Source organism: Blastomonas sp. 34TW (assembly GCF_059803595.1).
This window is the reverse complement of the sequence record NZ_JAPFGW010000009.1, coordinates 172113-185468: the sequence shown is the minus strand read 5'-3', so window position 1 is coordinate 185468 and position 13356 is coordinate 172113. Positions and strand designations below refer to the sequence as shown.

Annotated in this window: 14 protein-coding genes; 12 read left to right on the top strand and 2 right to left on the bottom strand. The window is 61.5% G+C overall.

Translation table 11 applies throughout. From position 1 onward, the window contains the following. Positions 1–273: 273 nt before the first annotated feature. From OPU69_RS13140 to OPU69_RS13085, 12 genes are all read left to right on the top strand, one after another. The gene (locus tag OPU69_RS13140; protein WP_498511607.1) at positions 274–2277 is read left to right on the top strand and encodes a conjugal transfer protein TraG; all 2004 of its coding nucleotides are present in this window, start codon (positions 274–276) and stop codon (positions 2275–2277) included. Beyond that, positions 2274–2663, top strand: a complete 390-nt coding sequence (locus OPU69_RS13135; RefSeq protein WP_498511605.1) for a CopG family transcriptional regulator — start codon at positions 2274–2276, stop codon at positions 2661–2663. Before OPU69_RS13140 ends, OPU69_RS13135 begins: the two co-directional genes overlap by 4 nt. Positions 2664–2923: 260 nt before the next feature. Beyond that, a complete protein-coding gene (gene trbB / locus OPU69_RS13130) occupies positions 2924–3907 on the top strand; it encodes a P-type conjugative transfer ATPase TrbB (protein ID WP_498511603.1) in 984 nt (327 codons plus the stop codon). Next, positions 3904–4227: a TrbC/VirB2 family type IV secretion system protein gene (locus OPU69_RS13125; RefSeq protein ID WP_498511601.1), complete on the top strand. Its 324-nt coding sequence runs from the start codon at positions 3904–3906 to the stop codon at positions 4225–4227. The genes trbB and OPU69_RS13125 overlap by 4 nt, the downstream gene beginning before the upstream one ends. Continuing rightward, on the top strand, positions 4227–4502 hold the full coding sequence (locus tag OPU69_RS13120; protein ID WP_498511599.1) for a VirB3 family type IV secretion system protein: 276 nt from the start codon (positions 4227–4229) through the stop codon (positions 4500–4502). Before OPU69_RS13125 ends, OPU69_RS13120 begins: the two co-directional genes overlap by 1 nt. A gap of 5 nt (positions 4503–4507) precedes the next feature. After that, complete coding sequence (gene trbE, locus OPU69_RS13115) at positions 4508–6937, top strand: conjugal transfer protein TrbE (protein WP_498511598.1); 2430 nt, start codon at positions 4508–4510, stop codon at positions 6935–6937. 37 nt (positions 6938–6974) lie between these two features. Next, on the top strand, positions 6975–7754 hold the full coding sequence (gene trbJ / locus OPU69_RS13110) for a P-type conjugative transfer protein TrbJ (protein WP_498511596.1): 780 nt from the start codon (positions 6975–6977) through the stop codon (positions 7752–7754). Positions 7755–7756: 2 nt separating this feature from the next. Then, positions 7757–9073, top strand: coding sequence for a P-type conjugative transfer protein TrbL (gene trbL / locus OPU69_RS13105; RefSeq protein WP_498511594.1), 1317 nt, complete (start codon positions 7757–7759; stop codon positions 9071–9073). A 2-nt stretch (positions 9074–9075) separates the two neighbouring features. Further along, positions 9076–9759: a conjugal transfer protein TrbF gene (gene trbF, locus OPU69_RS13100; RefSeq protein ID WP_498511592.1), complete on the top strand. Its 684-nt coding sequence runs from the start codon at positions 9076–9078 to the stop codon at positions 9757–9759. Next, complete coding sequence (trbG, locus tag OPU69_RS13095) at positions 9756–10724, top strand: P-type conjugative transfer protein TrbG (protein WP_498511590.1); 969 nt, start codon at positions 9756–9758, stop codon at positions 10722–10724. The genes trbF and trbG overlap by 4 nt, the downstream gene beginning before the upstream one ends. Then, positions 10721–11878 carry a TraB/TrbI/VirB10 family type IV secretion system protein gene (locus OPU69_RS13090; RefSeq protein ID WP_498511588.1) on the top strand — a complete coding sequence of 386 codons (1158 nt, stop codon included), beginning with the start codon at positions 10721–10723 and terminating at the stop codon, positions 11876–11878. The genes trbG and OPU69_RS13090 overlap by 4 nt, the downstream gene beginning before the upstream one ends. Continuing rightward, complete coding sequence (locus tag OPU69_RS13085) at positions 11875–12099, top strand: DUF2274 domain-containing protein (protein ID WP_498511586.1); 225 nt, start codon at positions 11875–11877, stop codon at positions 12097–12099. The genes OPU69_RS13090 and OPU69_RS13085 overlap by 4 nt, the downstream gene beginning before the upstream one ends. 70 nt (positions 12100–12169) lie before the next feature. On the opposite strand, the gene OPU69_RS13080 is transcribed toward OPU69_RS13085, so the two are convergent. Next, a complete protein-coding gene (locus tag OPU69_RS13080; protein WP_498511584.1) occupies positions 12170–12502 on the bottom strand; it encodes a hypothetical protein in 333 nt (110 codons plus the stop codon). A 155-nt stretch (positions 12503–12657) separates the two neighbouring features. Further along, positions 12658–13347 (bottom strand): LysR family transcriptional regulator, encoded by a 690-nt coding sequence (locus tag OPU69_RS13075; RefSeq protein WP_498511582.1) that lies wholly within the window; start codon positions 13345–13347, stop codon positions 12658–12660. Positions 13348–13356: the final 9 nt, after the last annotated feature.

Genomic DNA, 13356 nt, shown 5'->3' with positions numbered 1-13356 from the left:
CCTCCCGACAGCATTTGGCAGGACAACGTTTGCGACAGCGATCAAGGTAATGGCCCCGCTGCGGCGGCTCCTCACCCAGACGATGGCAAGACGCTTCGATGCTGAAATCATGGGCCGCTGGCGGCAACCGGGCCCGTTCTTGAACTTGAAACCAGCTGCAAAAGCCTCGGGCGGTTTTGAACCCGCCGTTTGCACGCCATGATTCCCCTGTCCTTCCGCCCCCCTTGATCCGGCCCAGTGTCTGCGATGATGTTTGAGGTGAGGAGTGTTGCCATGTCCGGAAGCCGTGTTCTGTGGGGGGCCATAATCTCCGTAGCCGCGACCGTGCTTCTGGGTGTCTGGGCTGCCACCCAGTGGACGGCTGCAGCACTGGCCTACCAGCCCGAACTCGGGCCCCCTCTTGGCCACATCTTCGGCTGGCCCGTCTACCCACCTTATGCCCTGTTCTGGTGGTGGTTCAGCTTTGATGCCTATGCGCCGGACATCTTTGATACCGCAGGCATGATGGCAGCTGGCAGCGGACTGGCTTCGGTGGCCGTCGCGATCGGCCTGTCGCTTTGGCGTGCGAGAGACCTGAAGAAGCTCGACACTTACGGCTCTGCGCGCTGGGCAGGGGCGTCCGAAATCGGCGCTGCGCGTCTTCTGGACGATCAGGGCACGGTACTCGGGCGCTGGCACAAGCGGTATCTGCGCCATGACGGCCCGGAACATGTCCTGTGCTTTGCACCCACCCGCAGCGGCAAGGGCGTTGGCCTGGTGGTGCCAACACTGCTGACATGGCCTGAATCGGCGATCGTCCACGATATCAAGGGCGAAAACTGGAACCTGACCGCGGGCTTCCGCTCGAAATTCGGAAGAGTGCTGCTGTTCGACCCGACCAACCCGACATCTGCCGCTTTCAATCCGTTGCTCGAAGTGCGCAGAGGCATCACCGAAGTCAGGGATGTCCAGAACATCGCCGATGTACTCGTGGACCCGGAAGGCTCGCTCGAGCGCCGCAACCACTGGGAAAAGACGAGCCACGCGCTGCTGGTCGGCACAATCCTGCATGTACTTTATGCCGAGCACGACAAGACCCTGGCTGGCGTCGCTGCATTCCTGTCCGATCCCAGTCGTACCTTCCATGCAACGCTGACGGTCATGATGGTGACCCGGCACCTGGGCGACGCCGGTGTTCACCCCGTTATTGCCAGCGCGGCGCGTGAGCTGTTGAACAAGTCGGAAAACGAGCGTTCTGGCGTCCTGTCCACAGCGATGTCATTCTTGGGTTTGTATCGTGATCCGGTCATTGCCAGGGTGACCCGGCAGTGCGACTGGCATATTGCCGATCTCGTCGCGGGCCAACGACCATACACGCTGTATCTCGTGGTCCCCCCTTCAGACATCAGCCGCACCAAACCGCTCATTCGTCTGATCCTCAATCAGATCGGCAGGCGCCTGACGGAGGAACTCGAGACAGCGCACACAAAGCATCGCCTGCTGTTGATGCTCGATGAATTCCCAGCGCTAGGTCGGCTCGACTTTTTCGAAAGCGCCCTCGCGTTCATGGCTGGCTACGGGCTCAAGGCCTTTCTGATAGCCCAGTCGCTCAATCAGATCGAGAAGGCCTATGGCCAGAACAACGCGATTCTCGACAACTGCCATGTCCGGGTGTGCTTCGCGACCAATGACGAGCGGACAGCCAAGCGTATTTCGGACTCGCTGGGAACCGCGACCGAATTGCGGACCATGAAAAACTATGCCGGTCACAGGCTCGCCCCCTGGCTCGGACATCTGATGGTCTCCCGGACGGATACGGCCAGGCCGCTTCTGACTCCTGGCGAAATCATGCAGCTGCCCGATGACGAGGAGATCATCATGCTGGCGGGCGTTCATCCGGTTCGGGCAAAGAAGGTGAAATATTACCGTGACAAGCGGCTGAGCGAGCGCGTCCTTCCCCCTCCAAGCACCGAAGCTGCCCAGGTCAACACCCCCCATCGCAATGACTGGCCGCGGCCAGCGCCTGTGCGCGCGCCTGCCCATGCCCAGGAGACCATCAACATGGCCCCGCCGCAAACACCCCCCGCGATCATGGAAGACGATGGAGGACATCAGCTGATCCTCCCCCTCGACCAGCCGGTCGAGCCCAAGGTGCAAGCACCGCGAGACGAGTTCGATTATTCGGACCGAGCGGAACCGCCTGTTCGGCAGGCAGCCGCTCGGCAACGTCAGATCGAGCTGAAGGCTCAGACTGCGCGACAGGCCACGCTCGACCCGACAGATGGGATTCCCTTATGAAACGCACACGCCATACCTTTCGGCTGCGCCCCGAGCTTGCCGACCGACTCACCGAGTTCGCTGCTCGCAAGCGTGTCTCGCAAGCCGCCGTCGTCGAAGCGGCGCTGGTCGCCTTTTTGTCCCCGGAGGGCCCTGAGCGCCTGGAGGCAGCCTTTGCTCGGCGGCTCGACAGGATGACAAAGCAGCTCGACAAGCTCGGCTACCATGTCGAGGTTGGCAACGAAGCACTCGCCCTGTTCGTGCTGACCTGGCTTACCCAGAATCCAGCGCTTGCAGCTGACGAGCTGCCGGCAGCACAGGCGCAGGCCAAGAAGAGGTTCTCGGCTTTTGTCGCTGCCCTGGCTCGGCGGATGGAAACCGACCAGCGGCTTTCGCCCGGATCCTGATCGGCAACCGACCTTTCGCGTGGTTGGAGCTCGGCAAACCCACTGCCGTGTCACGGGCGACTCGCAGCGCTGCCCATCGGCAAATGTCGGTGTTTTCACTCCATCCAGAACGAAGCCTGATCACGGCCTGAGCCGTTTCTTTCCGACTTTTCGCTGCGCTACGCTGTGATGAAAATGCTGTTGCCGAACATCTCCAGCATGTCTTCTTAGTCTGCCTCGGACACCCATGCGGCACCCGCCCGCACACTTCAGAGGCGCAGATGAACGTCATTCCTCTTCTGTCGGCAAGCGACGAGCGCAGCGCACGCATGCTCCGTACCGCGCTCGGGCCGAATATCGCAGCCTGGCTCGATGATCCTCGGATCGTGGAGATCATGCTCAACCCCGATGGCCGTCTGTGGACAGACAGCTATGCGGGGGGACTGAAGGATTCGGGCATCACGATGAGCGCACAGACCGGCGAACGCATCATTCGCCTGCTTGCACATCATGCCAGCGAGGAAATCCACTTCGATGCGCCCCGTCTGTCGACCGAACTTCCTGTCACCGGCGAGCGGTTCGAGGGGCTGCTGCCTCCACTCGTGGCAGCGCCAAGCTTTGCCATCCGCAAACCCGCCTCGCAGATCTTCAGCCTCGAGGACTATGTTCGGGCCGGTATCATGTGTGCCAAGGCAGCATCCGTCCTTGCCGCCGGCGTCGCAGAGCGGGCCAATATCCTTGTGGCGGGTGGCACGTCATCCGGCAAGACCACCCTGGTCAATGCGCTGCTTGCCGAGATTGCAAAGACGCAGCACCGGGTAGTCCTCATCGAAGACACGCGTGAGCTTCAGTGCGATGCCCCCAATCTCGTTGCAATGCGCACCCGCGCGCGCGTCGCCTCGCTGGCCGACCTTGTACGTTCGGCGCTGCGCCTGAGGCCGGACCGCATTCCGATCGGAGAAGTCCGCGGCGCTGAAGCCCTGGACCTCATCAAGGCCTGGGGAACAGGCCATCCTGGCGGCGTAGGCACCATCCATGCTGGATCTGCCCTGGGCACATTGTCCCGGCTCGAGCAGCTGATCCAGGAAGCCGTCGTGACGGTGCCCCGAGCGCTTATCGCAGAGACCATCGACATCATCGCAGTGCTGACGCGCGACCATGAAGGCCGCAGGCTCACCGAACTGGTCCAGGTTCAAGGGCTCGATGCCTGCGGCCAATACCAGCTCTGCTCGCTGATCAACTCACCTGAAGGAGAAGCCCAATGACCGTTACGAAAAGGCGCCGGATGCATGCAGTCTGGGCGATTGCAGCGAGTGCCGCGCTGATCATTCTCCCGGCTCAGGCCGCTGGCTCGTCCATGCCCTGGGAAGCCCCGCTCCAGGCCATTCTGGAATCGATCCAGGGACCGGTTGCCAAGATCATCGCTGTCATGATCATCATTGCAACAGGCCTTGCGCTGGCCTTTGGCGACACCTCGGGCGGAGCGCGCCGCATGATCCAGATCGTCTTCGGTCTGTCGATCGCCTTTGCTGCCTCTTCCTTCTTCCTGTCGTTTTTCTCGTTTGGCGGCGGAGCGCTGATCTGATGGCCGATCGCCAGCCTTTGGTGACTGCTCCGCTTGCTGCAGCTGTCCACCGAGCGCTCAGCGAACCCATCCTTCTGGGAGGGGCACCGCGTAGCCTCGCCATCGCCAATGCGACACTGGCCAGTGCGATCGGGCTGGGCCTGCGGCTCTGGCTTGCAGGTGTCGTGCTCCTCATTCTGGGCCATTCGGCGTCAGTCTGGGCTGCGCGGCACGATCCCCAATTTGTCGAAGTCACACGGCGGCATCTGCGGCTGCCGGGCTATTTCAGGGTCTGACAGTCATGATGTCTCTGCGCGAATATCGCAACAAGGCCGACAGGCTCGCCGATTTCCTGCCCTGGGCAGCTCTGATTGCACCGGGCGTGGTGCTCAACAAGGATGGCAGTTTCCAGCGATCGGCGAGATTCAGGGGACCGGATCTCGACAGCGCAACCCCTTCGGAACTTGGCGTGGCAGCAGCGAGAATCAACAATGCCCTCCGCCGCCTCGGTTCATCCTGGGCCGTCTTTGTCGAAGCTGCACGCAGCCCGGCGCAGGACTATCCCCCTAGAACCTTCCCTGATCCGGTATCGGCGCTGGTGGATGAAGAGCGAGCAGCCCAGTTTGCCGAACATGGCGCGCATTTCGAAAGTCGCTATTTTCTGACCTTCGTCTGGATGCCCCCCGCCGAAGAAGCCGCGCGGCTCGAAGGCTGGCTCTATGAGAACGGGGCCAGGGCCGGGATCGATCCCCGGCAGATGCTGGCATTGTTCACAGACAGAACCAGTCGATTGCTCAACCTGCTGGAAGCCATTTTCCCCGAAGCGGCGTGGTTGGACGACAAGGAAACCCTGAGCTATCTGCACAGCTGCATCTCGACCCGACGGCAGAGCGTTGCTGTTCCTGAGATACCCATGCATCTCGATGGGCTGCTGGCAGACATGCCGCTTTGCGGGGGCCTCGAGCCGAGGCTGGGAAAGGCATATTTGCGCACTGCCACCATCAACGGGTTCCCAAGCGCCACATTCCCGGGAATGCTCGAAGAGCTCAACACGCTGGCATTCGAATATCGCTGGATGACCCGCGCCATCATGCTCGACAAGATCGATGCGACGCGGATCCTGGGCAAGATACGGCGGCAGTGGTTCGCCAAGCGCAAGTCACTCGCTGCCATGCTCAAGGAGGTCATGACCAACGAGGCTTCGGTCCTGCTCGACAGTGATGCTGCAAACAAGGCCGACGATGCTGATCTGGCGCTTCAGGAGCTTGGCGCCGACCTCCACGGCATGGCCTATGTCACAGCCACATTGACGGTCTGGGACGAAGACCCTGCCCTCGCGGCCGAGAAGTTGCGGCAGGTTGAGAAAATCATTCAGGGCCGCGACTTCACCATGGTAACCGAAGGCGCCAATGCGGTGGAGGCATGGCTTGGCTCGCTTCCTGGCCATCTGTACGCAAACGTGCGCCAGCCGCCGATAACGACCATGAACCTCGCGCATATCGTGCCCGCAGCCGCCATCTGGGCTGGTCCGGCATGCGACCAGCATCTCGGCGCGCCAGCGCTGCTCTATGCGCGAACGCAAGGATCGACACCATTTCGGCTATCGCTGCATGTCGGGGATGTGGGACATTGTCTTGTGGTCGGGCCGACAGGTGCGGGCAAGTCGGTGCTGCTGGCCCTGATGGCTCTCCAGTTCCGCCGCTATGCCGATGCGCAGGTGTTCGCATTCGATTTTGGCGGCTCGATGCGGGCTGCTACCCTGGGATGCGGCGGTGACTGGCAGATCCTCGACTCTGGTGACGCATCGGTGCACCCAGACATCCAGTTGCATCCCTTGGCACATATCGACGAGCAAGGCGAACGCACTTGGGCCAGCGAATGGCTGATAGCCGTCCTTTCCGGCCAGGGCGTCGCGGTCGACGCCTCGGACAAGGAGCAGCTCTGGTCTGCCCTCACATCGCTGAGTTCCGCTCCCCCTCAGGAGCGAACCCTGACGGGACTTACCGTTCTCCTCCAATCTGCCAAACTCAAGCAGGCGCTCCTGCCCTTCTGCGTCGGCGGAGCCTATGGCCATTTGCTCGACGGAGAATGCGAGCAACTAGGCGAAAGTCGTTTCCGCACATTCGAAACCGAGGGGCTGATCAACTCGGCTGCTGCGGCTGCCGTCCTTCTGTATCTCTTTCACCGGATCGAAGCACGGCTCGATGGGTCACCCACCCTTATCCTTATTGATGAGGGCTGGCTCGTGCTCGATACCCCTGAATTCTCGGCGCGACTGCGTGAATGGCTCAAGACGCTGCGCAAGAAGAATGCCAGTGTGCTGTTCGCGACCCAGAGCCTTGCCGATATCGAGACATCCAGCATCGCGCCGGCGATCGTGGAAAGCTGTCCGACCCGCATCTTCCTGCCAAACGAGCGGGCCGCAGAGCCTCAGATCATGAGCGTCTATCGTCGCTTCGGCCTCAACGACCGGCAAATCGAGATCATTTCCCAGGCCGTACCCAAGCGAGACTATTACTGTCAGTCTGCGCAGGGCAATCGCTTGTTCGATCTCGGACTGAATGAGGTCGCGCTCGCCTTTTGCGCCGCGTCCTCCAAGGCGGATCAGCGCGCGATATCCCAGATTGTCGCAGAGCATGGCCTGCATGATTTCGGCCAGCGCTGGTTGATGCACCTTGGACTTGGCTGGGCTGCCGACCTCCTCGCTCCCAGGATGACTTCCGATCTCTGACCGATGTTTCGCTGTCCTGCTTTGTGGAGACCTGACCATGCCTGTTGCACATGACCGATCCGCCAATTCTCGGCGTATTGCGCACAGCCTCTTGCTCACGGTCACTGTGGCTTTCCTCAGCTGGGCCGAGCCGGTCCCGGCTCAATTCGGCCTTGGCGGAATTGTCTATGATCCTACCAACTATGCGCAGAACGTGCTCACCGCGGCCCGAACGCTCGAACAGATCAACAACCAGATCCGCATGCTGCAGAACCAGGCAGCCCAACTCCTCAATGAAGCGCGCAATCTCGAACAGCTTCCCTTGAGCGTACTGGAGCCGCTGCAACAGCAGATGCGCCAGACACAGCAGCTGCTGGCGAAAGCCAGGGGCATTGCGCATGACGTGCAGGTTATTGAGCGAGACTTCGGGCGGACCTATCGCGACATCGACCTGAGTGCCAGCCAGCGTCAGATGGTGTCAGGTGCACATCAACGCTGGCACGCATCAGTTGCAGCCTTTGAGGATGCGCTGAAAGTTCAGGCTGGTGCCACCGCCAATATCGAGGGATCGAGGCAGGCGATCGATGTTCTGGTTTCCGCTAGCCAATCCTCGACCGGAGCACTGCAGGCCGCGCAGGCTGGCAATCAGCTTCTCGCTCTCCAGTCGCAGCAGTTGTCCGACCTCATTGCCACTTTTGCCGCAATGGCGCGTGCCCAGACCCTCGATGCTGCCAGCGCCGCCGCAGCCAAGGCTCAGGCGCGAGAGCAACTGCGGCGATTCCTGAACGTCGGCAAGTCAAACCGGACTGCAGCCCCGATCCAGCCGAAGGAGCGTTGAGCATGGGCGGGACCGGGGTTGTGGACAGGTTTCTCGAGGTCTTTACCCGGTACATCGATTCCGGCTTCGGACTCGTGGCAGGAGAGGTGTCCTTCATCGCGACGACCTTGATCGTTATCGATGTAACGCTGGCTGCACTGTTCTGGGCCTGGGGCGAAACCGACGACGTGCTCGCCCGCTTGATCAAGAAGACGCTGTTCATCGGGACATTTGCCTATGTCATCGGCAATTGGGGTGCGCTGGCGCAAATCGTGTTGCAGAGCTTTGCGGGCCTGGGCCTGAAGGCAAGCGGCACCGATTTGGATGCAAGCCAGCTTCTCGCGCCGGGCAGGGTCGCTGAGGTCGGGCTTGAAGCAGCTCGGCCCATGCTCGATGCCATTGCCGATCTGCTCGGCTTTGTCAGCTTCTTCGAGAACTTCCTTCAAATTGTCATTCTGCTTGCTGCCTGGGCCCTGGTCGTTGCTGCCTTCTTCATCCTGTCCATCCAGCTCTTCGTGACCCTCATAGAGTTCAAGCTGACAACGCTTGCAGGCTTTGTGCTGATCCCGTTCGGACTGTTCGGAAAAACAGCCTTCATGGCCGAGCGCGTTCTCGGGAATGTCGTGTCCAGCGGTATCAAGGTGCTCGTGCTCGCAGTCATTGTGGGGATTGGATCGACGCTGTTCGCGCAGTTTGCCGATGCTATCCCCCAAGAGCCGACAATTGATGATGCTCTTGCAATAGTGCTCGCGAGCCTGACGCTGATGGCGCTCGGCATCTTCGGCCCCGGGATCGCCAATGGCATCGTGGCGGGCGGACCGCAGCTTGGCGCAGGCGCAGCAGCAGGAACGGCTCTGCTCGCGACGGGAGGTGCATCGCTCGGATTGGGCGCGGCGCGACTGGCTGCAGGGACAACTGCATCGCTGGCGACTGCAACTGCGCAAACCGCCTCCAAGGCGTCGGGAGGGACGCTGACAGCCTATGCCATGGGCTCTGCAGGCCGGGAAGGCAGCCAGGCGGTTCGCGCCGGACTGACCGCCGTTGGTGAAGCTGCCCTCGGAACCGCAGTGTCCCCGTTGCGCAGCATGGGGAAGGCATTGCGTTCGTCGTTCCGCGAAGGAGGGCGTGCCGCCATCATCAATGCAGGTGGCACCATCAAGTCTCCATCGGACCCCGTTGCTCAAAATTCCTCCCCATCCTCCTCCAACATGCCTTCATGGGCAAAGTCGATGCGCCAGCGACAGAGCCTGGCGCATGGTGCCAGCGTGGCTGCCCACGCGCTTCGATCGGGAGATAGTGGAGGACTGGGGGCCTCGATCGATCTCACGCAAAGGGACTGACCATGTTCAAACGATCATCGATCCGCTACGGCAAGACGCCAGAACCGCAAACGCCCTATCAGCGCGCCTTCCAGCTCTGGGATGAGCGCATAGGGTCGTCACGGGTCCAAGCGCGCAACTGGCGCTGTGCCTGTTTCGGCGCATTGGGTCTATCAGCCCTGCTCGCCGGAGGCCTGGTCTGGCAGTCATCACAAGGAACGATAGTTCCCTGGGTCGTCCAGATCGACAAGCTGGGCGATGCCCAGGCGGTGGCAAAGGCCGATCGTGACTACACTCCATCGGATCCGCAGATCGCGTTCCACCTTGCCAGGTTCATAGAACAGGTCCGCAGCCTCCCGGAAGATGCGGTTGTCGTTCGTCAGAACTGGCTGCGCGCCTATGACTTCGTAACCGATCAAGGCGCCCTTGCGCTGAACCAACATGCGCGAAACGAGGACCCGTTCCAGCGTGTCGGCAAGGAGCAGACTGCCGTCGAGATCACCAGCGTTATCCGCGCCTCGCCCTCAAGCTTCCGCGTTGCATGGATAGAACGCACCTACCGCGCAGGAAGCCTCTCCGACACCAGCCGTTGGAGCGCAATCATGACGGTCGTCATTCAGCCGCCCAGGCAGCCCGAACAGTTGCGCAAGAACCCCCTCGGTATCCTGGTCAATGCCATCAACTGGTCGAAGGAGCTCGGTTCATGAAATTCCTCACCTGCTCGCTAAGCGCGGCCACTGCGCTGGCCTGGCTCCTTCCGGCATCCGGCTCCTCAACGGCTCAACCCGCCGCGCCGGCATGGGCCGCCTATCAGGCCCTTTTGGACCGCCATCATTTACAGATCGCCGCCGATCCGTGGCGGGTGCTGCCCGCAACGGTCACCACTGCCCGGCGGACGCCAGGCGTTCTGGCTCCGGTCGAGAGGGTGGGAGCTGCGAACCATGCCGCGCGTATCGAACCTGACCAGGGCAGCTTTGCCAATGCCATCCAGCGGTACCCTTTTGTCGAAGGCTCATTGTACCAGGTCTATACAAAGCCTGGTCAAGTCACCGATATCGCGCTCCAGACCGGTGAAAAGCTGGTTGGCCCGGGCCCGGTGGCAGCAGGCGACACAGCCCGATGGATGATCGGAAACACAATCAGCGGGGCTGGAGCGGCCCAGCAAGTGCACATCCTGGTCAAACCTACGCGCAGCGATATCGCGACCAACCTGGTGATCAACACCGACCGCAGGACTTATCATATCGAGCTGCGATCCAATGCGCAGACCTATATGGCATCTGTGTCCTGGAGTTATCCGCAAGACGATCTCATAGCGCTGCGCCAGGCCGCAATCGCGGAGGAGCGCACAGCGCCCATTGCTTCTGGCCTCGACATCACCCGATTGAATTTCGGCTATGCCATTTCGGGTGACAAGCCGGAGTGGAGACCCATCCGCGCCTTTGACGACGGTATTCGGGTCTATGTCGAATTTCCCCAGGCTGCCGCCCAGACTGAACTCCCACCTCTTTTCGCCATAGGAGCAAGCGGCCAAGCGGAGATCGTCAACTATCGTGTGGCTGGGCGGTACATGATTGTCGACAGACTGTTCCCATCAGCCGAGCTGCGGCTCGGAGATGGCAAGCGGCAGCTCAAGGTGCGCATAACATCCGCTCGCAGGAAGACATCATGACGTCGGCGGAATCACAGATGCCGGCGCAGCCCTCCGAGCTGGCGCCGGAAACCATCGTCAGACTGCGGGACGATCCGCCGCGCGTCATGCGCCTGTCCAGGAGGGTCATTGTTTCAGCAGCCGGGATCGCCAGCGCGGTCGTGATCGCGACGGCGGTCTATGCCCTGCTGCCGGAGCAGAATGCACCCCCTAGAGAATTGTTCAAGACCGGCGCAGTTGCCCTGCCAGAACAACTCACCAACGGCCCTCGCGACTATGGCGGGGCGCCCAAACTCGGCCCGCCCCTGCCCGGCGATCTCGGAAAACCGATCCTCGATGCCGGCAATCCGCTGCCTGAGGCCGATCCACCGCCAATTGCCGCGCCCTCCTTCCAAACATACGCAGCGCCGGAAGTGCGAGCATCCAGCGGACAGGCTGACGCATTGCGGCAGCAGCGCGACGCTGCCCGTGCCAGTCAGCTGTTCTTTCCCAGCCGGGCACAGCCAGACCCGCAAGCTGTCGGCCCTTACCCACCTGCTTCCGACGTCATAACAAGCCAAAACCGTTTGGCGGCGACCAGCAAAGAGGACTCAGATGGCCGGCTCAGTAAACCAGCCAACCCGCGAGTCATTCAGGCAGGCACGGTGATTGCTGCTGCGCTGATCACCGGAATCCAGTCTGATCTGCCCGGCATGGTCATCGCGCAGGTGACAGAAAATGTCTATGACAGCCCTAGCGGCAGCATACTGCTTATTCCCCAGGGAGCCCGCCTGATTGGCGATTACTCGGCAGATGTCGGTTTTGGGCAGAACCGTGTCCAGCTCCAATGGACGCGCCTCATCCTGCCTGATGGCCGGTCCCAGCAGCTTGCAAGCTTCCCAGCGACGGATACTGCCGGATATGCCGGACTCAAGGACAAGACCGACTACCATTGGGCAGGCGTGTTCAAGGCAGCAATGATCTCGACCCTGCTGGGCGCGGGAGCAGAATTCGGGGCAGGCGACGACGGGAATCTGGTCCGTGCCTTGCGCAGGGGCTCGCAAGACAGCATCAACCGCGCCGGCGAGCAGATTGTTTCGCGCGAACTGAACATTCGTCCGAGCCTTACCATCCGTCCCGGATTTCCAGTCCGGGTCATGGTGACCCGGGATTTCATAATGGACGACGCACGATGACCAGAATTTCACTTGCTGATATCACCGACGAGAAGCCCGTGAGGCTGACCGTGGAAATGCCCGCGAAACTGCACCGGGACCTACAGGATTACTGCATCGCGCTGAGCAAAGGCGCGACGGCCGCCGTCCCCTCACCCGAGCGGGTCATTCCGGCCATGATCGAACGGTTCATTGCCTCTGATCGCTCCTACGCCCGGGAAAGAAGGCAGGTCCGCCGCTGATAATCGCGCAAGCCAGTCTCAGGTCAGGCCATACGATTGCGCCTGCCTCCTGCCTCAGTGAGGCCGAGCTCTAGCGGCGGCGGGTTACCGGTGGACGCAGGCGGATGGCAAGCGACAGGACGGCAGGCCACAACAGCGTGTTGAGGACGTCCATCGACGTGTCCGGCCACCGCCACGACCCGTAATGAAGCCGGTCCATGATCTCATTGCCAAGTTCGGCAACAACGACAAAGGCCAGCGGAACGAGAGTACCCAGCGACTTTCTGGTCAGGAGCCGGGCGAGCAGGAGGACCGCCATGCCGGCATGAATGTGCAGAATAGTATCAGGCAGGCCGGTTCCGTCCCCGATCCATTGGATAAAATCGACGTACAGGGACAAAACATCTGAACTTTGGCGAGTCATCGTTAACCATCCTGTTGGCTTGAGGCGCACAATGGGCACTTGTCGCCTTGGCGCCCATATAAGGAAAAGCAGCGCCAAGGTCCTGAAAGGACGCGGCCTATACACCATTGACGCGCCCTGGGTACCAGAACCGGGCGGAACCAGCGCAAGAGCGGTCAGCAATGATCTGCGCTGGCGATGTCGGATTGGTTGCTTTTCTGCTGCAGGGGCTGCGGATTGCCGGCCCGATCACCGACTGCAGGACCACCAGCAACGATGCTTCGCAGACTGTGTAGCAAGGGGTTGGTGTTGCCAGGACTCCAGTAAAGGGCATGCCCAGTGCCGACGGGCCTGTTGCCACCCGCCTCGACCAGCGGCTCAGCAAAGATCTGGCTCGACCAACGCGCGTCTGGGTGACCTGCGGGCGCGATCACGGCGTCTACATGTTTGGCTTCAAGTTCAGCGAACAGGGTCTTCGGCCCGCGCTCGTGTCCTTCCAGGCGTACATCCGGATGCAGCGTGAGAAAGTCACAAACGGCCTGGCGGCCTGCCCCGGAAAACAGATCTCCGACATAGCCGAGCGAGAGTCTGGGCATGGCAGCACGCCGGAGGGCCACGGCCTGCTGCTCCAGTCGGCCCGCGCGATCCAGCAGCTCCCTGGCTTCCGCCAGAAACAATCGAGCACGCGGGGTAGGCCTGGCTCCGCGCGTTGTCCGTTCGAAAAGTCGGAACCCCAGCTGATCTTCGAGCCTTGCCACCTTGCGGCTCAGCGTCGACTGTTTGACCTGGAACCCCCCTGCGGCCCGCGAAAAGCTGCACTGTTCGGCTGCTGCCAGAACATAGGCGAGATGACTAAGGTCAATCATGCGCGCATG

Bases quoted from the DNA above. Each gene is read 5' to 3' on its own strand.
- OPU69_RS13140 (WP_498511607.1), top strand. From the start codon at position 274: ATGTCCGGAAGCCGTGTTCTGTGGGGGGCCATAATCTCCGTAGCCGCG.
- OPU69_RS13135 (WP_498511605.1), top strand. From the start codon at position 2,274: ATGAAACGCACACGCCATACCTTTCGGCTGCGCCCCGAGCTTGCCGAC.
- trbB (WP_498511603.1), top strand. From the start codon at position 2,924: ATGAACGTCATTCCTCTTCTGTCGGCAAGCGACGAGCGCAGCGCACGC.
- OPU69_RS13125 (WP_498511601.1), top strand. From the start codon at position 3,904: ATGACCGTTACGAAAAGGCGCCGGATGCATGCAGTCTGGGCGATTGCA.
- OPU69_RS13120 (WP_498511599.1), top strand. From the start codon at position 4,227: ATGGCCGATCGCCAGCCTTTGGTGACTGCTCCGCTTGCTGCAGCTGTC.
- trbE (WP_498511598.1), top strand. From the start codon at position 4,508: ATGATGTCTCTGCGCGAATATCGCAACAAGGCCGACAGGCTCGCCGAT.
- trbJ (WP_498511596.1), top strand. From the start codon at position 6,975: ATGCCTGTTGCACATGACCGATCCGCCAATTCTCGGCGTATTGCGCAC.
- trbL (WP_498511594.1), top strand. From the start codon at position 7,757: ATGGGCGGGACCGGGGTTGTGGACAGGTTTCTCGAGGTCTTTACCCGG.
- trbF (WP_498511592.1), top strand. From the start codon at position 9,076: ATGTTCAAACGATCATCGATCCGCTACGGCAAGACGCCAGAACCGCAA.
- trbG (WP_498511590.1), top strand. From the start codon at position 9,756: ATGAAATTCCTCACCTGCTCGCTAAGCGCGGCCACTGCGCTGGCCTGG.
- OPU69_RS13090 (WP_498511588.1), top strand. From the start codon at position 10,721: ATGACGTCGGCGGAATCACAGATGCCGGCGCAGCCCTCCGAGCTGGCG.
- OPU69_RS13085 (WP_498511586.1), top strand. From the start codon at position 11,875: ATGACCAGAATTTCACTTGCTGATATCACCGACGAGAAGCCCGTGAGG.
- OPU69_RS13080 (WP_498511584.1), bottom strand. From the start codon at position 12,502: ATGACTCGCCAAAGTTCAGATGTTTTGTCCCTGTACGTCGATTTTATC.
- OPU69_RS13075 (WP_498511582.1), bottom strand. From the start codon at position 13,347: ATGATTGACCTTAGTCATCTCGCCTATGTTCTGGCAGCAGCCGAACAG.